We start from the raw sequence: 18,849 nt of genomic DNA on the forward strand, positions 1-18,849 counted from the left end.
TTCCCACAGGAGGTTCTGCCATGGCACAGTCCGCCGTTCCGGCAACAGGGGCATCCACGATCGCCCCGATCTCGGCGAAGGCCATTGCCCCGTGGGCGGTCTTCTTCGGCATCCTCATGCTCGTCCTGCTGTACTTCGTCGGCGCCGAACAGGGTGCCACCGCGCTCATCTCGGGCGAAGGCGTCCACGAGTGGGTTCACGACGGCCGTCACCTGCTCGGCTTCCCCTGCCACTGAGACACCTGAGCAACCAGGGAATCAGCGGACGCGGGAAGCATGGGAAATCAGGAAACCATCGTGAACTCCATATCTGTCAGAGCTCTGCTCGTACGCGGCATGCTCGCGGGCCTGGTCGCGGCCGCGTTCGCGTTCGCCGTTGCCTACTTCCTCGGCGAGTCCCAGGTGGACGCCGCCATCGCCCTCGAAGAGGCCCACAGCCATGACCACGGCGGTGGCGAGGAGTTGGTCAGCCGCACCATGCAGGCCACCGGCGGACTCGCCACCGGTGTTCTTGTGTTCGGCGTCGCCGTGGGCGGGATCGCCGCCCTCGTGTTCTGCTACGCGCTGGGTCGCATCGGCGACTTCGGCCCCCGGGCCACCGCGGCGCTGATCGCGGGCGCCGCGCTGCTCACGGTCTACGTGGTGCCGTTCCTCAAGTACCCGGCCAATCCGCCCGCCGTCGGCAACCCCGACACCATCGGCGAGCGCACCGTCCTGTTCTTCCTGATGGTCGCCCTCAGCGTGCTGCTGGCCGTCGCCGCCGTCATCGTCGGCAGACGGCTCGCTCCTCGTCTGGGCAACTGGAACGCGACCGTCGCGGCAGCCGCCGGCTTCGTTCTGCTGATCGGCCTCGCCTACGCCTTCCTGCCCTCCTTCGACGAAGTGGGCAAGGACTTCCCAGCCGGTCTGCTGTGGGAGTTCCGGCTCTCCACGCTCGCGGTGCAGGCGACGCTGTGGAGCGTCTTCGGCGTCGTCTTCGGGCACCTCACCGAACGCCTCCTGGCGCCCGCCACCCTCGCCGCGACGCCCCGCACCGCGAGTGCGGTGAACTGAGCCCGACCGCGCGCACGCCCACATACAGACGCATCGTACGGACGTACGGGCGCACGAGAGAGGCCATCGCCCAGCAGACGGACGTGGCCTACGAGGTCGCCGTCGCGGCACTTTCGACGTCACCGAGGCCACGTTCGGCGGCATCGACGCGGTGGTGCACGCGGCGGGGGTCATGGAGCTCGCCCGTCGGCCGAGCTCGAACTCGACGTGCTCGACCGGATGCACCGCACCCGTCGCCGGGGCACGTTCGTGGTCGACCAGCGGGCCGCGCGACGGCTGCACGAGGGCGGGGCCGTCATCAACTGCTCCAGCACGGTGCTGTCCCTGGCCCTGCCCGGCTACATCGCGTACGGCGCGACCGAGGGCGTCGTCGAGGCGATGACCCTGATCCTCGCCCGTGAGCTGCGCGGCCGGGACATCCCCGTCAACGCCGTGGCACCGGGGCCGACCGCCACCGCCCTCTTCCTGGACGGCGAGGACGAGAGTTCTGCCGCAAGGATGGAGGCCCAGCGGCCACCGGAGTTGCTGGGCACCCCGCAGGACATAGCCGAGGTGGTCTCCTCAGGAGTACGGGGTGGGTCCGAGCACCGCCGGTCAGTGCGGTCGCCCAGGGGGGCGAACATGGGGGCGTCGGGCGTCGGGCGTCAAGGTGCCGGGGATCTGGGGCTGGGGCTGTGGGCAGGGTGCGGAGTTGTCATGGTGTGGGGGAGGAGGCGTCGTGATCACGTAAGCCGTCCTCCGTGCGGCGTGCCGCGTTGCCGACGATCTGTTCGAGGCCCTTCTGTACGTCGTGTTCCGTGCTCTCGTGCGGTGCGTACGCGGACACCGTGAGCACGAGGTCGCCGTTCCACAGGAGGAGGGTGCGGCCGGGGCGTCCTTGGTTGCCGGCCGGTATCGCGTAGGCGGCGTCGTGGACCTTTTCGGGGCTGCGTCCGTGGGCACGGTCGAGGTCCTTCTTGACGCGGTACGCGTGACGGGCGGCCTTGGTTTCCTCGTACACCGAGGCCCTGGTGCTGAGCTTCCAGAACGTGCCGTCGGGGGCCTTCAGGTCCGCGAGGCAGCCGGTCTGCCGGTAGAGCGGCCGGGCACCGTTCTCGCCGATGTCCTCCCGGGCGCCGGGGGAGGCGGAGTCGGTGGTGGTGCTGAGAGTGAAGCCCTCGGCGGGCGCCGCGCCCGTGAGGACATCGCACGGCTTGCCGGTCCAGCTGTGGGTTCCCGGCGGGCGAGCGGTCTGCCCGGCTGTCTCCCCGGTCCTATCGCCACCGCCGCCGGTACAGCCGGCCGAAATCGCCACCGCCAGCCCGATGAGCGCGGCCGACCGCGTCCGGCCTGAAGCGGCGCTCCTGGATCCGCGCATTTCCCACCCCTTCGTCCTGGAGACCCCATTGTCCGATGCGGGGATCGGCGGGTAAAGGCGACCGGGCCCGCACCGAGTGGTGAGGGCCCGGCCGGTGACACGGAGCGGCTCAGGAGCGGGCGGCTCCGGGGCCGAAGTCGCCGGTGAGGGCGGCGGCCATCCGCAGGTGCGGCGCCGCGTCGGTGGCCCGCCCCTGGCGCTCCAGCGTCCGGCCCAGCATCAGGTGCGCGTAGCTCTCCACCGGGTCGAGCTCGAGGACGGCCCGGAGCTCCTTCTCCGCCTTCCCCAGCCGGGCGGAGTGGTAGTAGGAGCGGGCCAGCAGCAGGCGCGGAGCGACCTGCTCCGGCACTTCCTCGACGAGTCCGCCCAGGATCCGCGCGGCCGTCAGGTACTCCTTGGCCTCGAAGAACATCTGCGCCCGGTCCCACCGGTCGGCGGCGGTGCCGAACTCGTAGTAGGTCTCGGTCTCGCTCACGTGTCCTCCTTCGTGTGGTGCGGGCCGGTTCCGGACCGCCCCGCCGTACGTTCAGCGATGACAACGCCGCACAATGGTTGAATATTCCACTAAAATTCTGGCGTGGGACCCGGTGCCCCACGCCCCTACGGGAATAGGTTGAGCGCCATGAGCAATCTCGATCGCCAGGCCACGCCCTCCGTCTGCGGAGGGCGCGGCTTCGTCGTCGCCGAGCCCGTCCGTGAGCTTCTCGCCCCCCGCCGCGTCCAGCTGGGCGAGGGCACCGAGGTCCGCCGCCTGCTGCCCAATCTGGGCCGGCGCATGGTGGGCGCCTGGGCCTTCGTGGACCACTACGGCCCCGACGACATCGCCGACGAGCCCGGAATGCAGGTCCCGCCGCATCCCCATATGGGCCTCCAGACCGTCAGCTGGCTCCACGACGGGGAAGTCCTTCACCGGGACAGTCTCGGCAGCCTGCAGACGGTACGACCCCGTGAACTGGGTCTGATGACCTCGGGCCGCGCCATCAGCCACTCCGAGGAAAGCCCGAAGCAACACGCCCGGCTGCTGCACGGAGCGCAGCTCTGGGTGGCCCTCCCGGAAGCGCACCGCAATATCGAGCCGCACTTCCAGCACCACACGGACCTGCCCGTCGTCACCGCCCCCGGTGTGACCGCCACCGTCATCCTGGGCGAACTGGACGGTGCGGTCTCGCCCGGCACCGCGTACACCCCGATCGTCGGCGCCGACGTGGCCCTGACCGGCGGCGCCGAGGCCCGCCTGCCCCTGGATCCCGACTTCGAGTACGCGGTCCTGTCCATGTCGGGCGAGGCCGAGGTCGACGGCGTCTCCGTGCTGCCCGGCTCGATGCTCTATCTCGGCTGCGGCCGCACCGAACTGCCCCTGCGCGCCGTCTCCGACGCCGGGCTGATGCTCCTGGGCGGCGAGCCGTTCGAGGAGGAACTGGTCATGTTCTGGAATTGGATCGGACGCACCCACGAGGAGATCGCCCGGGCCCGTGAGGACTGGATGAACGGCACCCGTTTCGGCGAGGTGGAGGGCTACGACGGCCCTCCGATTCCGGCCCCCGAACTGCCTGCGGCACAGTTGAAGGCGCGGGGAAGGGTGCGCTGACCTCAGGTCATCTCCGCAGATGAGGGACGTCATACGCAGGGGGCGGGCACCCCGGTGAGCTGTTCGGCGCGCCGAACAGGGGGAGGGGTCAGCCCGGGATGCCCGCCGCGTTCGGAGACTTGGAGCAGCTGTGCCAGGGCGACGAGTTCACCGACGAGCCCCTCCTCGGCGCCGAAGACGTCGGGGAAGACGCCGCGTAACCTGGCCGCGGTGGTGGTACGGCGGAGGCTGTAGGCGTGGAACAGCCCGGCATGGAACTCCTTCGGCACGATCGACGAACCGTTCAGGGCGCGGCGCGGCACAGCTCGGCGGCCAGGGTGCCTTCCCGCCGCCGGACAGCCCGTTGAGCCGGATGATCACGCCACGGCCCGCACGTACGCGGTGGCGGTCTCGTGGACCGGGCGGGGAGCGGGTGCCCTGCCGGGCCAATCGAAGATCATCCGGCAGGTGGGGGTGTCGATACCTCACAAGGAGCATGGACGAGGCGTCGGAGAGTGTCCTGGTCCGGCGGCGGTGCCTCCTGCGGGATCGCCTGGCCTCCTGTTCCGACCGGTGAGCGGGGCGGGGGATCCGGCTCAGGAGGCCGCCGTACCCTCCGTCCGGACGCCGGTGCCGTTCGGCCCCGGCTGGGCCGGTACCGCCGGAGCACGGAACTGCCGGGCCTGCAGCTCGTACGCGTCCCGGAACGCGCCGGTCCCGGTGGCCGGGTCCATGAGCTCTGCGAAGGTGCCGTGCTCGACGACCCGGCCCTCGTCCAGGACGTAGATGCAGTCGGCCTCACGGACGCTGTGCAGGCGGTGAGTGATCAGCACGGTGGTCTGCCCCGCTTCGGCCAGCTGGTGGATCTGGTCGAAGACCCGCTGCTCAGCAGCCGGGTCGAGCGCGCTGGTCGGCTCGTCGACGATCAGCACCCGGCCCTGCCGGTGGCGGGCGCGAGCCAGGCCCATCTTCTGCCACTGCCCGCCGGAGATCTCCTGCCCGCCCTTGTATCCGCGCGCGAGCAGGGTGTCCAGCCCCCGGGGCAGGCCCTCGACGACCTCGTCGGCCCCGGCGTACGCGGCGGCCGGGGCGATGGCCGCGTCGTCCATGGGCGCGGTGGGGCGCCCCGCACCGATGTTCACCCGGGCGGTGAAGGGCCACCGGTAGAAGTCCTGGGCGACCATCGCCACCCGGTCGAAGAGCTGGGCACGATCGGCCTCGGCCGTGCTCACCCCACCCCACAGGATCTGCCCGCCGTCCGGGAGCCGAAGCCCGCACAACAGCTTGACCAGCGTCGACTTGCCGGATCCGTTGCGGCCCACCAAGGCCACCGTCCGCCCGCGCGGAATGACCAGATCCACCTCGTGCAGCGAGGGGGCATCGGAGCCCGGGTAGGTGAAGGTGACCTTCTCGAAGCGGATCTCCTCGGCCTCTTCCGGAAGGGCCCGTCCTCCAGTCGGGATGGCGCGCCGTGCCGCCTCGTCGCAGAGCGTTTCCAGGTCGGCGACGAACAAGGCCTCGCCCTGGACGTCGGTGACGCGCACCACGAGATCGGTGATGCTCGCGGATCCGGTGCGGATCGCCAGCACCGCCGTGCCGGCGACGGCGAGGGCCACCTGTCCCTGCAACAGCAGCAGCCCCAGCACTCCGTACGTCGTCAGCGTCGCCAGCCCGGCGGCGGCGTCGGCGCCGAGGGTGATGCGTACCCCGATCTTCGCCAGCCGGGTCTGCTCCCGTTCGCTGGTCCGGGCCATGCCCCGGAAGTGCTTCAACAGGAACGGCCCGACGTCGTGGACACGGACCTCGCCGGCCGCCTGCTGGTCGATCAGCAGGCGGCTGATCAGCTGCGAGGCGCGCACGTGCTGCACGAACCGGTGCCAGCTCACATACCGGTGGCGCGCCATCGTCAGCGCGCTCCATGCCCGGGGTGCCGCCATCGTGGCCAGCAGCGGCAGCAACGCCCAGTGCAGTACGGCCAGCACACCACCGGCGGCGACCAGCGAGATCGCCGCGGTGACCACCGCCGCGCAGTACACCAGCATCCGCCGGGCAGAGTCCGCACCGTACTGCGCGGAGTCCATCAGCCGGTGGAAGGCGTCGTCCTCGACCGCCTCCAGCTCCACCCGCGCAACCAGCGCCAGGTACCGCTCGGTCGCCACCCGCTGGGTCTTCGGCTCCAGGATTCCGGTGGCCGCGGCCGACACCGAGGCCAGTACCGACCCGATCACGGCGAGCAGCCCCACCATGATCATCGACGGCAGCGCCGATCTCAGCCGCTCCTCGATAGGCCCAGGGGCCAGGAGCTCGACCAGCGATGCGTTCACGGTCACCAAGGACGCCGCCTGCGCGAGTCCCCGCCCGACCTCGCCGGCCGCGACCGCGTACAGCGCCCGCCGGTCGGCCTGATGCGCGAGCCGGATCGCCAGAGCGACCTGCCGGGGCAGGGTAAGCGCCATCGTCTTCAGGCTGAGCTCCAGCCAGGCGTCGTGGTGCTGACTCCACCCCGTGTCGTAGGCGAGTTCGCCGCCGAACAGCAGCGTCTCGGAAGCCGATACGTGCGCGTCGGACGGCGAGCTGTCCGAGGGCGTGTCACTCATGGGAGCCCCCGGTGTCCTTTCGTTCCGGACTGCCGGTGACGGCGTTCGGGCAGGGTTGGACCGTCCCGTGGCCGGTCGGCCGGCAGGGATGGAGAAGCGGGTTGGGGGCGGTGAGTCTGGGGGCGGGCGCAGGGCCCATGGTGACCTCCGGTGAGGGTCGGTGGGGAGGCGGTGCGTGGGTGCTGCCGGGCTCAACGAGCCGCCCGCACTTTTCGAACACACGTTTTTGAGACGGAGTCGGATGCCGGTGCCCCAAGGGCGACGGGCGAGTGCCGGATACACCGACCCCGCCCGGCAAGGGCGTTGATCCGTAGTGCAGTTGGCTGAAACGCACTACCCACTCCTGACCCTCGGGCGCCGCGGTCCGGAGCATCACGGTGGCCGGGGACGGGCGCTTTCAGGCGTGCGGATCGGTGAAGGCGACGGACGGGTGCCGCGCCGACGGAGGTACGCCTTCTGCCGTGGCTCGCCGCCCGGAGTCGTGGAGGAGATCATGAGAGACCATGTGCACGGGGGTCTTCGTGGTGGCGAGGAGGACGGCTGAGGGGAGAGCCGCTCCGAGCCGCTGTCCCTCCGCCGGGTCGGTGTGCGCAAGGGACAGGAGTGTCAGGGCGATGCGGCGTACGTACCCGAGGAAGCCGCACGGGGTGGCCGTGGCGCCACCTGAGCGTGGTCGTCGGCGACGCGGGAGCGTCATGGGATGTGCGGTGTGGTGCCGTTGGGCGCGATCACCCGGACAGGACCGCTGCGCGGAGCCGTCGGACGACGAAGTCCGGCGGTGTCGTGCCGCCGGACCGGGTTCGGACGCGTGGGATCAGCGGTCGCCGCCGTGGAAGACGCAGCCGACCGTAGCGCCGCTGCCCATGCTGACCACCCCCACGGCCGGATCGGCGCTGCCTCGTACGAAGCCTCCCGCGTAGCCGTCGTCCTCGGCGCCGCGTGCGCTCAGGTAGACGCCCCAGTTGAGGAAGAGTTCCCGCAAGCCGCCGGCGCTGTCGGGAAACGGCTCGGCGGTGGGACGTACGCGGCGCTGGAGTACGAACGGGCCGTTCATGGCCGAGGTGACCCTGCTTGCCCACTCGGACGGGTCCACCGTCCAGCCGGCGGTGATTCCGTTGCCGCCGTGCAGCAGCGTCGGCTTCAGAATCAGCTCGTGCTGGTGACCCAGGGCGTGGGCGAGCAGATCGACCCGGGTGCCCCCAGGGTCCGTGGCGTGGGGGCGCACATACCGCGTCCACGGCAGGATCCGGTCGAGGCAGGCCAGCTCGGCGGCATCGTACAGGTCACGGTGCTGCTCGTCGGAGAGCATCGCCAAGGTGCCCTTGTTGCCGTACAGCTCGGCGTCCAGTCGGCTGAACAGGCCCAGCCTGCCCTGCTCGACCGCGGTCAGCAGCGGCTCCAGCTGAGCCGCCGCGGTGGGGTCGGTGAGGTCCTCGGGCAGGAAGTACCGGAAGACGATGTCGACGGTTCGGCCCGAGGCGGTTGGACGGCCGTTCGGGTACGTGATCTCGCCGAGGTCGCAGGCGATCCCCTCGACCCCGAAGTCGGCCAGCTTCTCGGCGAACACCCGCAACCGGGGTCCCACGACAGCGAAGTTCTCCACCGTGTCCACCACGGCGACGACGGGGGCCCGGTCGGTGGGGATGTTCGCGGAGCACTCGGCGTACATGGTCCGCACCATGTGGCCCAGTGTGTCCTCGTAGCGGAGTCCGTGCCGCCGTACGAATTCTTCAAGCGGTGGATAGGCCAACATCGCCCGGTTGATGTCCGCGTTCTCGAATCCGCCGAGCGCGCTGGTGATATTGAATTCGAGAAGCTTGAACCCCGCACCGTCGTGATAAAGGTCCGCCCGTCCCAGGGGGAGGAGTGACCCGGTCCGGGCGCTCCGTGTGATCAGCGCCGATTGCAGAGGGTCCAGGCCGACCGCCGCGGCCAGTGCGGTGAGGCTTCCGCCGAATCCACGCTCCGGCAGCGAGCGCAGCAGCCCGTAGACGGTGTGGAGGTCTCCCACGAGGGTGCGGAGCTCGCTCTCGCCGAGGAAAGCGGGGCCGTTCAGGAACCGGTCCTGGTACGCCAACTTCAATGTGTCGGACTCCAGGGCGGCGGCCGTGGGGTTGCCTCTCGACGCGTTCCGCACGAGCTGCTCACCGTACGCGTGGCCCAGCCGCGACCTGGGCGGCCTGCGCGGACTCGTGGTCGTCGTCATGGGGTGTCCCTTCCGGAATGGACCGTGCTTTCGGTGCGGGCGGCGGCCGTGGTCGGTATGGTGCCGTGCTCTGGTCGGTAGCGGGCGGCCGTTCCGCGGGGCGCCGGACGGCCGCCCGCTCAGTCTGTTTCCGTCGTTCGCGGAGCCGGGTCGGCGCGGGTGATCCACCGTCGGCGGGCGCCCACGAGGAGCCCCATCGCGACCACCGCCATGACGACCGCGCCGGCACCGAACACGGCGCGGGTGCCGACCTCGGCGGCGACGATACCGCCGGCTGCCGCACCGACGGGCAGTCCGCCCCAGGCCACGAGCCGGTACACGCTGTTCGCCCGCCCGAGCAGGTGCTGCGGCACCAGGGTCTGCCGCAGGACGACCACGACGACGTTCCAGGTCACCGTCCCGCACGCGAAGATCGCGAGGGCCACACCGGCGGCGTACACCGAGGGTACGGTGGCAAGCACCGTCTCGCTCGTGGTGATCAGGACGGCGGTGGCGACCAACGCTCCCTCCCGGCCGAGACGTTCCGTCAGCGCGGGGGCGAAGCGTGAGGCCAGGACGGCTCCAACCGCTTGGCAGGCCAGCAGGACGCCGTAGCCGAACGGACCGAGGCCGAGCTCCTTCCCGCTGTGCACCACGAGGACCGCGAGCATCGCGCTCCCGGCGAGGTTGATCAGACAGGACACCAGGGCGAGGCTGCGCAGCAGATGATGCGAGAACAGCCATCTGGCGCCGGCCAGCATCTCCGACAGCACGCCGGCCCTGTCCGGTGCACGCTCGACGGGCCGGGTGCGGCGGATGCGGCTGATCAGGACGGCGGAGCACAGGAAGGTGGCCGCGTCCACGCCGAAGGGCAGGGCCGTCGCCACACCGAACATCAGCGCGCCGAGGAGCGGGCCGATGAAGCCGGTGCCGGCCTCCTGCGCCGCCATGATGCGGGCGTTGGCGGTGGAGAGACCGGCCTGCGGGGTGATGAAGGGGACGAGTACCTGGGCCGCGTTGCGGCAGAGGACCTCGCCGACGCCGAGCAGGAACATGCATAGGTAGAGCAGCGGCAACCCGCCCCAGCCGCCGAGGATCCCGAAGGTGAGCACCGCCAGCAGGACGGCCCGGCCGACGTCGACGCGCACCATCATCGCCCGGATGTCGATGCGGTCCACCAGAAGCCCCGCCGGGATGCCGAACAGGAGGAACGGCGCGGTGAAGGCGACCGATGCCGCGCCGATCAGGCGGGGATCGTCGGTCAGACGGGTGGCCAGCAGGGGCGCGGCGGCGATGGTGGCCCCGTCACCGAGCGAGGACACCGCGGCGGACCACCACAGCCGGGAGAAGTCGCGTCCCAGCACGGGCCGTTGTGCGTCGGCCTTGTCTGTCGTCGACGCGGTCATGAAAGCGCGTGGCAACGCAACCGGCAGTACATCGCCTCCCCCTTCGATGTGGCTGCCCCGCCGACGACGCCCCACCAGTGCGTGGTCGCTCCCGAGGCCCGCACAGCCAGGTGCACGGGGTCCCCGAGAGTAGTCGGCGCCCGCCATGGAGTCGAGGGAAAGATCGGATCCGGCGGGGAAAGGCGGGCGACCGCCGTTCACGTACCCGGGACGAAGCCGCCGAGCACTTCCCGCAAAGATCAAACAGTGTACGTATGAAGGGGGTTGTGTCCTGCGGTCTTCTGATATGTTCACCGCCGCTGGGCGGGTGAATCGGCGGTCAGCGACGTGCACGCAGGGGAGGGCATGCCGTCAACGGGGCTTCAAAACACTGCGTCAGGCCTCCGGTTCGTGCTCAGGGCCGATTGTTCGGCGCGACGACATGCGGCTGGTGATTTCCTCGTCCCCCAAGCGCGCGACCGCGTATCGCGCTGCCCGCGGCCAGGACTGCCACGAAGCAGCCGGCGCGCAGATGGAAGGGTGGGAACAACGTTCATGAGAACCTACGAACCCGACGGGGAGAGACAGCCGACCGGCGCCCGCCGTCGCCTCGCACGTCATCCGCTGGTCCGCCGCCTCCGGCGCCCCGGAGGCATACGTTGAGTCTCGCGGCGGGCCTGACGGACGCCCGCCCGGACGCCGTCGAAACGGTGACGGTCGCCGTCATCGGCACCGGGGCGATCGGGCGGGATCTGGTCAGCAAGATCGACCGGTCGCCCAGGCTGGACTGCCGGCTGGTGGCCGGACGCAATCCGGAGTCGGCGGGCCTGCGGTACGCGGAAAGCCTCGGCTGTGCCACCACCGCCGCGGGGATCGAGGCCGTACTGGCGGCGGAGAGTCCGTTCGACGTCGTCTTCGACGCCACCAGCGCAGCGTCCCACCGGGACCACTGGCCGCTGCTGGAGCCACTCGGGACACTGGTGATCGACCTGACCCCCAGCAAGGTCGGGCAGATGGTGGCGCCCACCGTGACCGGGGTGGCGGCCGAGGCCGCGCGCAACGTCAATCTGATCAGCTGCGGCGGCCAGGCGTCCGTTCCGGTCGTGCACGCTCTCGCGGCCCGCTTCCCGGTGACGTACCTGGAGGTCGTGTCGACCGTGGCGAGTGATGTGGCCGGACGCGCGACCAGGCTGAACCTCGACGAGTACGTGGCGGCCACCGGTCACGCCGTGACGACGTTCTCCGGTGTGACCGACGTCAAGGTGATCCTCAACATCAGTCCGGCCGTGCCGCCGGCCACCTTCCGCACCGTCATCCATGCCCGGGTGCCGGGCGCCGATCAGGCGGCGGTGCGGGCGGTGGCAGACCGAGCGGCCGAACGGGTGCGGTCCTTCGCCCCCGGGTACGAGGTCGTCGCCTGCACCGCGGTCGGCGATTTCGTGACGATCGTCCTCAAGGTCACGGCGCACAGTGACGTCCTGCCTCCGTACGCGGGGAACCTGGACATCATCAACGCCGCCGCTGTCATGGTCGCCGAGCAGTACGCGGCCCGGCCGGACCGGGTGTCGCGCATGGGGGTGACGTCGTGAAGCAGGTGGTGATCCACGACCCGACGTTGCGCGACGGCCAGCACGCGGTCCGCCACCAGCTCGGGCTGACCGCGCTGCGCCGTTACGCGGAAGCGGCGGACGCGGCGCGGATTCCGGTGGTGGAGGTCGGCCACGGCAACGGACTGGGTGCTTCCTCGTTGCAGGTCGGGCCGGCCGCGGCGACCGACGACGAGATGCTGTCGACCGTCCGCGAGGCGCTGCGCCACAGCCGGTTGGGTACCTTCATGCTGCCCGGCTGGGGCACCTCCGACGATCTTCGGCGGGCGATCGCCCACGGGGTCGACGTCTTCCGCGTCGGCGTCCACGCCACCGAGGCGTCCTTGGCCGAGCGTCATCTGGGCTTCCTGAGGGACGCGGGCGCCGAAGCGCACTGCGTCCTGATGATGAGTCATATGGCCTCCCCGGACGAACTGGCCGAGCAGGCCGCACGGGCCGTCGGATACGGGGCGCGGGCCGTGGGGATCATGGACTCCGCGGGTCACTTCCTCCCTCCGGACGTCACCGCGCGGATCGGTGCGATCGTCGAGGCGGTCGACACCGTCCCGGTGATCTTCCACGGACACAACAACCTCGGCATGGCCGTCGCCAACTCGGTGGCCGCCGCTGCCGCCGGCGCGCTGATCATCGACGGCTGCGCCCGTGGCTTCGGGGCCGGGGCCGGAAACACCCAACTCGAAGTGCTGGTACCGGTGCTGGAGCGAAGCGGGTTCGCCACGGGCATCGACCTGTACGCGCTGCTGGACGCCGCCGACCTCGCCGAGCGCGAACTCATGCCCGCACCACCGGTGACCGCCTCGATGAGCATCGTCAGCGGCCTGGCCGGAGTGTTCTCCGGCTTCAAGCACCGGGTCGTCGAACTCTCCGGGGCCGCGGGTGTGGACCCGCGCGAGGTCTTCTTCGAACTCGGCCGGCGGCAGGCCATCGCCGGCCAGGAGGACCTGATCGTGGACGTGGTAGCGGAGTTGAGCGACCGCGGGACCGACGGCTGACGCGGTAGGGGATCCGGTCAAGAGAGGAGGACCAGCTACATGACAGTTCCGGAAGCTGTGCCCGAGCCGAACGGGACAGCGGGTGTCGAGGTCACCCGTATGTCGTTCGACGAATTCCTGGCCATCGGCCCTCGGGGGCTGTACAAGGCCGACCGCCCCGTGGTGATCAAGCTGCCGGACAGCGTGCAGGGACTCGGACGGGACGAAGTGGCGGCGCGCCTGGCCGAGATGACCGTCACCCTGTTCACCGAACCCGGCGACAAGAACCACCCGGGACGCTGGGAGACACGGGACATCGAGCTCCGCGAGTTCTTCGCGGACGAGCAGCACCTGACCAGCACGGACACCTGGCACCGGGTGGTGTCGAACATCCGCAGCAGTCCGGCCGACGTGAACGCCGTCATCGGCTTCGACGCCGAGGAGTTCTTCGGCTACGGCGACAGCCTGTACGCCGCCAACCTGTGGATCAGCCACCGCGGTGTATTCACCAAGAACCACTTCGACGAGTTCGAGAACTTCAACATCGCGCTCGAGGGCCGCAAGCGGTTCATCATCGCCCCACCCGGCGTGCGGGACTACTACCCGCGCTCCGTCCTGCGCGGATTCGGGGACAAGTCGAACGTGGTCGATCTCGACGACGTCGACCTGGCGCGCTACCCGAGGCTCGCGGCCAAGCTCGCCCAGCGCCGCGACTTCGTCCTCGAACCGGGTCACATGCTCTACCTGCCGCTCGGCTGGTGGCACCAGGCCGAGTCGCTGGGCGAGATGAACATCAACGTCAACTTCTGGCTCAAGTCCAAGAAGATCCTCCACCGGCCGCACGTGCTCGGCGTCGCCCTGTACACGTACGCCTACCGAAGACTCAAGGGCGTCTACAGCTACAAGCCCACCGAGGGGACATCCCGATGAGCGAGCGCAGGACCATCACCCCCACCCACCGCTACCGCAACAACGACAAGCTCATCGGGATCGGCAACGCCTTCTGGAGCATGTCCTACGAGAACGGGGTCGCCGGCATCGTCGGCGACCTGGAGGACGGTGTGTTCCACATGCCCGACGGGCATGAGTTCGTCAACTTCACGGTGTGTTCCTACCTGGACCTGGACACCCACCCCAAGGTCATCGACGGCGCGGTCGCCTCGCTGCGCCGCTTCGGCGTGCTCGACCACTGCATCCCGCGCACCCGCGTCCAGACACCGGTGCTGCTGGAGCTGGAGGAGTCGCTGGGCGAACTGTTCGGCGCGATGGTGATCAGTGCGCTCTCCACCGCGGCGGCCAGCACCGGTCTGCTTCCGATGATCGCGTCGGGGCACCTGGGCAACGGCACCAGGCCGCTGATGGTTTTCGACAGGAACGCCCATGTCTCGCTGGCCAACTCCAAGCCGAGCTGCGCCGACGAGAGCGAGGTCGTGACCTGCCGCCACCACGACCTCGACTTCCTCAAGGACATGTGCCGCACCTACGAACGCGTCTGCTACGTGGTGGACGGCTCGGACAGCCTCGGCGGCTACGCGCCCGTCGAGGAACTGGCCGAATTGCAGGAGAAGTACAACCTCCTGGTCTTCTACGACGACTCGCACTCGCTGTCCGCGTACGGCGAGCGCGGCATCGGCTACGTACGCACGCACTCCCCGGTGCTCGACGAGCGGACCATCACCGTCGCGACCCTGACCAAGGGGTTCGGGGCCGGAGGCACGGCGATCCTGCTCGACGGCTACCCCGAGGAGACGCGCCGGCTCATCGAACGGTTCGCGGGCCCGCTGGGCTACTCGCAGAAGATGAACGCCGCCGCGGTCGGTGCGGCACTCGCCTCGGCCGAGATCCACCGCACCGAGGAACTCACCCGGCTGCAGGGGCGCCTGCGGTCCAACATCGCGCTGTTCGACTCGCTCGTCCTGACCGAGCAGACCGACAGCACCTACCCGATCCGGGTGGTGCCGATGGGCGACGACACGGTCGTCGACGCGGCCAAACAGGTCTTCGCGGCCGGTTTCTACACCTCACCGGTGTTCTTCCCGATCGTCGCGCGCGGTACGGCCGGACTGCGGGTGATGTTGCGGGCCGGCCAGAGTGCGGAGCAGATCAAGCGGCTCTGCGCCGCTTTGATCGAAGCCGGGGCGCACCCGGCGGGCACGCTCCCCGGGACGGTGAACCGGTGACCGGGGCGGCCAGGGCGATTCCGCGCAGCATCCTCTACACACCGGCCCTTTCGCCGGAACAGGTGGTGAAGGCCTGGTCGTACGACGCGGACGTCCACCTGATCGACCTCGAGGACTCCGTACCGCCCGCCGACAAGCAGGCCGCCCGCACGGTCTGCCGGGCCGCGCTGGAGAAGACGCCGCGGCCGGAGAACGTCGCCGTGCGGATGAACGAACTCGGCAGCCTCGCGGGCGTCCACGACGTCCTGATGCTGACCGCCGGCCCGGTGCGGCCCGGCATCGTCCTGATGACGATGGTGACCTCGTCGGACGAGGTCGACCTGCTGCGCCGGATGCTGGCGTCGGCGGGCGCCTCCCCCGAGATCTACGTGACGGTGGAGACGGCCGAGGCGGTCACCCGCATCGACTCCATCGCGCGCTCCGCCGACGGCTTGGTGCTCGGCTCGGCCGATCTGGCCGCCACACTCGGTGTCGACATCAGCTGGGAGGCCATGCTGGCAGCCCGGCAGGCGATGGCGATGGCCTCCGCCCGGCACGGCACGGCGTGCGTCGACACGGCCAACTACCGGCTCGCCGAACCGGCGGTCCTCGCCGAGGAGACCACCCGGGCGCGGGCGCTCGGCTTCCACGGCAAGGCGACGGTGCACCCGGGCGAACTCGATGTGATCAACCGCCTCCTGCGGCCCCGGCCCGAAGAGCTGGTACGGGCGCGTCGAGTGGTGGAGGCCGTCGCGGCGGCCGACGGCGGGATCGCCGTCCTGGAGGGGAACATGGTCGGCCCGCCGTTCGCCCGGCTGGCCCGCACCTCGGTGGCGCGCGAGGACGCCTGGACGAGCCGGTTCGGCCGCGCCGGTGAAACCGCGTGAGCGCGCCGGTGATGGTCCGGGCCGCCGACATGGCCGGTACCCGGCGGATGCTCCGCGTGGTCGACGTGCTCGGCGAGATGTTCGTCGACCTGGCCGCCGGCCGTACCCGCTCCCCGGCCCGCACGGTTCTTGAACACGGCGACCGGCGCGTCCTCCTGGTCAGCCCCGCCGTATGGGAGCAGCGCGCGGTGGGCAGCGTCAAGGTCACCACGCTCACCCCCGACAACCCGGTACGCGGGCTGCCGCTGATCCACGGGATCGTCGCGCTCACCGACCTGGAGACCGGGCGGATCACCGCGCTCCTGGACGGCGCCGAGCTCACCGCTGTCCGCACCGGCGCGGTCGCCGCTCTGGCGACCCGCTGGTGCACCCCCGACGACGCCGACGATCTGGCGGTGATCGGCGCGGGAGTGCAGGCGCACGCCCTCGTCCGGGCGGTGACGGCGGTACGCCCGATCCGCACCGTCCGCGTCCACTCGCGCACACGTGCCGGGGCCGAGAAGCTCGCCGACCGGATCCGCGACACCGCACCACGGCCCGTCCACGTGAGGGTCTGCGACACCGCGAGGGACGCCGTCACCGACGCGGCGATCATCTGCACAGCCACCTCCACCGACGACGGCACACCCGTGGTCGAGGCGGACTGGGTGACCCCCGGTGCGCATGTGAACGTGATCGGCGGAACCCACCCGGACGCCGTCGAGCTCGCCCCCGCCCTGCTGGCCGATGCGGTGACCATCGTCGAGGACCGGTCCGCGGCGCTGGACGGCGCGGGCGAGATCCGGGCCGCACTGGCCGACGGCCTGATCAAGGTCGAGGACCTGTACGAACTGGGCGGCCTGGTGAGCGGCGAAGTGGGCGTCACCGGCCGGACCACGGTCCTGCGAACGGTCGGCATGGCCATCGAGGACACCGCCGCCGCGGTGGCGCTGTTCGAGGAGTGTCGTACGGCCGAGCAGGGAACAGGCGACCCGACCGCGGTGCCGCCGACAAGACAGGGAGTGCCCGATGGACACGCATGAGGACCTTGGTCCGGGACACGGGCATCCGTGGTTCGGCCGCCACCGGCTGAGGCCCGCCGCGTCGGCGGACACGATCCGGCAGATGCTGAGGCACGAGCTGCGGGAGACCGGCTGGCCGTACCAGAGGGTTCTTCCCGCGGCACCGCTGGCGATCCCGCGCGCGGCCTACGCCGAGATCTTCCGGGCGAGCGTCGCGCTGGTCGATCTGCTGCGCCGTGCCGCCCTGGAGAGCGGGCACACCACCGCCGACAGGCTGGCGGCGTACGAGATGCCCGCCACCGAGGACCGGCTGTGGCTGCGCGACCCGTTCATCGAGGAGCGGTACGCCGACTCCGTGGTCCGCCCGGATCTGGTCATCGGGCCCGACGGGCCGCGGTTCCTGGAGTTCAACGTCAGCGGTGCGCTCGGTGGCGTGGTGGAGACCCAGAGCCGACTGGCGGTGTGGCGCCGGCTCCACTCCGACGAGGAGGGCCGGGCCCCGTTCCGGTCGCCGAGTCCGTTCGCCGTACGCGCCGAAATGTTCAGGTCGCTCAGCGCGGAGTCGGCGGTGGCACCGAGGGTGGCCGTCGTCGGAAGTGCCCGGGTGACCGGCGTGGAGCGGCGGTACTTCGAGATGGAGGCCGACCACTACAACAGCCACGGTCTGACCACACGCTTCTTCGAGCCGGAGGAGCTGCACGAGGCGTGGGACTGCGCCCCGCACCTGCGCTATCCGGTCGGACTGCGGAACTTCACCATCCCGGACTGGCTCGACGCGGGTCTCGACACCACTCCGGTCCAGGACGCCCTGGACCACGGCTGCCTGCTGGTGGGTACCCAGACATCGACGTTCCTGCACAGCAAGCTCACCATGGGGCTCCTGTCGGAGGGACGGCCCTGGATGACCGAGGGCGACCGGGGGCTCATCGAGCGGTACCTGCCGTGGACGCGGATCCTCTCCGAGCGCAGGACCGACCGTGGGGGTCAGCAGGTCGACCTGCTTCCGTTCGTGCTGAAGAACCGCGAGCTGCTGGTGCTCAAGGCCGCCCTCGGGGAGAGCGGGCAACAGGTGATCATCGGCCGCGAGGCCGATCAGGCCGTGTGGGAGGCAGCTGTCGGCGAGGCCGTCCAGGGCCGCACCAGCGTGGTCCAGGAGTTCGTGCGGCCGGCGACCTGCCGGGTCGCGCTGATCGCCGACGGGGCCGACGAGCCGTACGACGTCGATGTCGCCCCCGTGCTGGGGCCCCTGATATTCGGAGGCCGGCCGGCCGGGTTGTTCTGCCGGTTCTTCGGTGACGGTTCCGCCGGGATCGTCAGTGTCCGAGGCGGAACGAGCAGTTCCGACAACGTGATGGTGGCGATCTGACGGCAGCACCCCGCAGGCTCCGCCCCGCGCACCGGCTCGCCCGTCCGCGCCGCCCCTGATCGAGTGACATCACCGGAGAGATGCCGCATGACCCTGCGTCACGTCAAGGACAACGAGTACGTCGAGGAGCACGGCGGGGACTTCGAGGACTTCGAGCCGGGCATGGTGATCCGGCACTGGCCGGGCCGTACCCTCTCCGAGGCCGACAACACCTGGCTGACCCTGCTGACGATGAATCAGCACCCGCTCCACTTCGACCAGCACTACGGGGCCGGCGCCGAGTACGGAAGGGTCCTGGTGAACAGCGGCATCACGCTGTGCCTGGTCGGCGGAATGACCGTGCAGGCTCTGTCGGCGCGGGCGGTGGCCAACCTGGGCTGGGACAGGGTCCGTCTGAAGAGCCCCGTCTTCGTCGGTGACACCCTCTACGCGAGCAGCCGCATCCTCGACAAGCGGCTGTCCCGGTCCCGGCCGGGGCAGGGGATCATCACGGTGGAGACGACCGGCACGAAGTCGACGGGAGAGACCGTCATCGTCTTCGAGCGGTCCTTCATGGTTCGCTGCCGTGAACTGCCCGACACACCGAGGGGCCAGGACCCCGAGGAAGCGACCGCCGTTGTCGAGGGCGGCCCGCCCGCGTAGCGCATGGTGCCGCTGGTCCCGTACCGCCCCGGGCTCGTCCGGTTCATGGGCGGCCCCGCCCGGCCGCCCATGA

Annotated in this window: 18 protein-coding genes and 1 pseudogene; 12 read left to right on the top strand and 7 right to left on the bottom strand. The window is 70.5% G+C overall.

The window, feature by feature from the left end:
* The first annotated feature begins 20 nt into the window (after positions 1 to 20).
* The 3 genes and pseudogenes from ACZ60Q_RS11950 to ACZ60Q_RS11960 all read left to right on the top strand — a co-directional run.
* Positions 21 to 236 carry a CbtB domain-containing protein gene (locus ACZ60Q_RS11950; RefSeq protein ID WP_365083280.1) on the top strand — a complete coding sequence of 72 codons (216 nt, stop codon included), beginning with the start codon at positions 21 to 23 and terminating at the stop codon, positions 234 to 236.
* A gap of 60 nt (positions 237 to 296) precedes the next feature.
* Positions 297 to 1,052: a CbtA family protein gene (locus tag ACZ60Q_RS11955; protein WP_469632000.1), complete on the top strand. Its 756-nt coding sequence runs from the start codon at positions 297 to 299 to the stop codon at positions 1,050 to 1,052.
* A 59-nt stretch (positions 1,053 to 1,111) separates the two neighbouring features.
* Positions 1,112 to 1,613 (top strand): annotated as a pseudogene (locus ACZ60Q_RS11960) (SDR family oxidoreductase); the annotation flags it as partial.
* A gap of 133 nt (positions 1,614 to 1,746) precedes the next feature.
* On the opposite strand, the gene ACZ60Q_RS11965 reads toward ACZ60Q_RS11960, so the two are convergent.
* The gene (locus ACZ60Q_RS11965) at positions 1,747 to 2,409 is read right to left on the bottom strand and encodes a hypothetical protein (RefSeq protein WP_469632003.1); all 663 of its coding nucleotides are present in this window, start codon (positions 2,407 to 2,409) and stop codon (positions 1,747 to 1,749) included.
* A 109-nt stretch (positions 2,410 to 2,518) separates the two neighbouring features.
* Positions 2,519 to 2,884, bottom strand: coding sequence for a tetratricopeptide repeat protein (locus ACZ60Q_RS11970; protein ID WP_469632006.1), 366 nt, complete (start codon positions 2,882 to 2,884; stop codon positions 2,519 to 2,521).
* A gap of 147 nt (positions 2,885 to 3,031) precedes the next feature.
* Here ACZ60Q_RS11970 and ACZ60Q_RS11975 point away from each other — a divergent pair, with 147 nt between their 5' ends.
* On the top strand, positions 3,032 to 3,997 hold the full coding sequence (locus ACZ60Q_RS11975; protein WP_469632009.1) for a pirin family protein: 966 nt from the start codon (positions 3,032 to 3,034) through the stop codon (positions 3,995 to 3,997).
* A 29-nt stretch (positions 3,998 to 4,026) separates the two neighbouring features.
* Here the strand turns inward: ACZ60Q_RS11975 and ACZ60Q_RS11980 are convergent, their stop codons facing one another.
* The 5 genes from ACZ60Q_RS11980 to ACZ60Q_RS12000 form a co-directional block, all read right to left on the bottom strand.
* Positions 4,027 to 4,299 carry a hypothetical protein gene (locus tag ACZ60Q_RS11980; RefSeq protein WP_469632011.1) on the bottom strand — a complete coding sequence of 91 codons (273 nt, stop codon included), beginning with the start codon at positions 4,297 to 4,299 and terminating at the stop codon, positions 4,027 to 4,029.
* A gap of 273 nt (positions 4,300 to 4,572) precedes the next feature.
* Positions 4,573 to 6,573: an ATP-binding cassette domain-containing protein gene (locus ACZ60Q_RS11985; protein ID WP_469632013.1), complete on the bottom strand. Its 2,001-nt coding sequence runs from the start codon at positions 6,571 to 6,573 to the stop codon at positions 4,573 to 4,575.
* A 397-nt stretch (positions 6,574 to 6,970) separates the two neighbouring features.
* Positions 6,971 to 7,270 carry a hypothetical protein gene (locus ACZ60Q_RS11990; protein ID WP_469632016.1) on the bottom strand — a complete coding sequence of 100 codons (300 nt, stop codon included), beginning with the start codon at positions 7,268 to 7,270 and terminating at the stop codon, positions 6,971 to 6,973.
* 117 nt (positions 7,271 to 7,387) lie between these two features.
* A complete protein-coding gene (locus ACZ60Q_RS11995) occupies positions 7,388 to 8,779 on the bottom strand; it encodes a hypothetical protein (RefSeq protein ID WP_469632017.1) in 1,392 nt (463 codons plus the stop codon).
* A gap of 119 nt (positions 8,780 to 8,898) precedes the next feature.
* A complete protein-coding gene (locus ACZ60Q_RS12000) occupies positions 8,899 to 10,164 on the bottom strand; it encodes an MFS transporter (RefSeq protein ID WP_469632020.1) in 1,266 nt (421 codons plus the stop codon).
* 638 nt (positions 10,165 to 10,802) lie between these two features.
* On the opposite strand from ACZ60Q_RS12000, the gene ACZ60Q_RS12005 reads away from it, so the two are divergent.
* The 8 genes from ACZ60Q_RS12005 (at position 10,803) to ACZ60Q_RS12040 (ending at position 18,776) form a co-directional block, all read left to right on the top strand.
* On the top strand, positions 10,803 to 11,732 hold the full coding sequence (locus ACZ60Q_RS12005) for an acetaldehyde dehydrogenase (acetylating) (protein ID WP_469632023.1): 930 nt from the start codon (positions 10,803 to 10,805) through the stop codon (positions 11,730 to 11,732).
* Positions 11,729 to 12,742 carry a 4-hydroxy-2-oxovalerate aldolase gene (dmpG, locus tag ACZ60Q_RS12010; protein ID WP_469632025.1) on the top strand — a complete coding sequence of 338 codons (1,014 nt, stop codon included), beginning with the start codon at positions 11,729 to 11,731 and terminating at the stop codon, positions 12,740 to 12,742. Before ACZ60Q_RS12005 ends, dmpG begins: the two co-directional genes overlap by 4 nt.
* 39 nt (positions 12,743 to 12,781) lie before the next feature.
* Positions 12,782 to 13,651, top strand: coding sequence for a cupin-like domain-containing protein (locus tag ACZ60Q_RS12015; RefSeq protein ID WP_469632027.1), 870 nt, complete (start codon positions 12,782 to 12,784; stop codon positions 13,649 to 13,651).
* A complete protein-coding gene (locus ACZ60Q_RS12020; RefSeq protein ID WP_469632030.1) occupies positions 13,648 to 14,901 on the top strand; it encodes an 8-amino-7-oxononanoate synthase family protein in 1,254 nt (417 codons plus the stop codon). Before ACZ60Q_RS12015 ends, ACZ60Q_RS12020 begins: the two co-directional genes overlap by 4 nt.
* Positions 14,898 to 15,767, top strand: coding sequence for an HpcH/HpaI aldolase/citrate lyase family protein (locus tag ACZ60Q_RS12025; RefSeq protein ID WP_469632033.1), 870 nt, complete (start codon positions 14,898 to 14,900; stop codon positions 15,765 to 15,767). Before ACZ60Q_RS12020 ends, ACZ60Q_RS12025 begins: the two co-directional genes overlap by 4 nt.
* Positions 15,764 to 16,789, top strand: coding sequence for an ornithine cyclodeaminase family protein (locus tag ACZ60Q_RS12030; protein ID WP_469632035.1), 1,026 nt, complete (start codon positions 15,764 to 15,766; stop codon positions 16,787 to 16,789). The genes ACZ60Q_RS12025 and ACZ60Q_RS12030 overlap by 4 nt, the downstream gene beginning before the upstream one ends.
* A complete protein-coding gene (locus tag ACZ60Q_RS12035; RefSeq protein ID WP_469632037.1) occupies positions 16,776 to 18,134 on the top strand; it encodes a hypothetical protein in 1,359 nt (452 codons plus the stop codon). The genes ACZ60Q_RS12030 and ACZ60Q_RS12035 overlap by 14 nt, the downstream gene beginning before the upstream one ends.
* 87 nt (positions 18,135 to 18,221) lie before the next feature.
* Positions 18,222 to 18,776, top strand: a complete 555-nt coding sequence (locus tag ACZ60Q_RS12040; protein WP_469632040.1) for a MaoC family dehydratase — start codon at positions 18,222 to 18,224, stop codon at positions 18,774 to 18,776.
* Positions 18,777 to 18,849: the final 73 nt, after the last annotated feature.

The sequence above is a fragment of the Streptomyces sp. NPDC104313 genome, assembly GCF_055583985.1.

Bases quoted from the DNA above. Each gene is read 5' to 3' on its own strand.
- ACZ60Q_RS11965 (WP_469632003.1), bottom strand. From the start codon at position 2,409: ATGCGCGGATCCAGGAGCGCCGCTTCAGGCCGGACGCGGTCGGCCGCG.
- ACZ60Q_RS12040 (WP_469632040.1), top strand. From the start codon at position 18,222: ATGACCCTGCGTCACGTCAAGGACAACGAGTACGTCGAGGAGCACGGC.
- ACZ60Q_RS11995 (WP_469632017.1), bottom strand. From the start codon at position 8,779: ATGACGACGACCACGAGTCCGCGCAGGCCGCCCAGGTCGCGGCTGGGC.
- ACZ60Q_RS12000 (WP_469632020.1), bottom strand. From the start codon at position 10,164: ATGACCGCGTCGACGACAGACAAGGCCGACGCACAACGGCCCGTGCTG.
- ACZ60Q_RS11985 (WP_469632013.1), bottom strand. From the start codon at position 6,573: ATGAGTGACACGCCCTCGGACAGCTCGCCGTCCGACGCGCACGTATCG.
- ACZ60Q_RS11975 (WP_469632009.1), top strand. From the start codon at position 3,032: ATGAGCAATCTCGATCGCCAGGCCACGCCCTCCGTCTGCGGAGGGCGC.
- ACZ60Q_RS11990 (WP_469632016.1), bottom strand. From the start codon at position 7,270: ATGACGCTCCCGCGTCGCCGACGACCACGCTCAGGTGGCGCCACGGCC.
- ACZ60Q_RS12020 (WP_469632030.1), top strand. From the start codon at position 13,648: ATGAGCGAGCGCAGGACCATCACCCCCACCCACCGCTACCGCAACAAC.
- ACZ60Q_RS12035 (WP_469632037.1), top strand. From the start codon at position 16,776: ATGGACACGCATGAGGACCTTGGTCCGGGACACGGGCATCCGTGGTTC.
- ACZ60Q_RS12015 (WP_469632027.1), top strand. From the start codon at position 12,782: ATGACAGTTCCGGAAGCTGTGCCCGAGCCGAACGGGACAGCGGGTGTC.
- ACZ60Q_RS11950 (WP_365083280.1), top strand. From the start codon at position 21: ATGGCACAGTCCGCCGTTCCGGCAACAGGGGCATCCACGATCGCCCCG.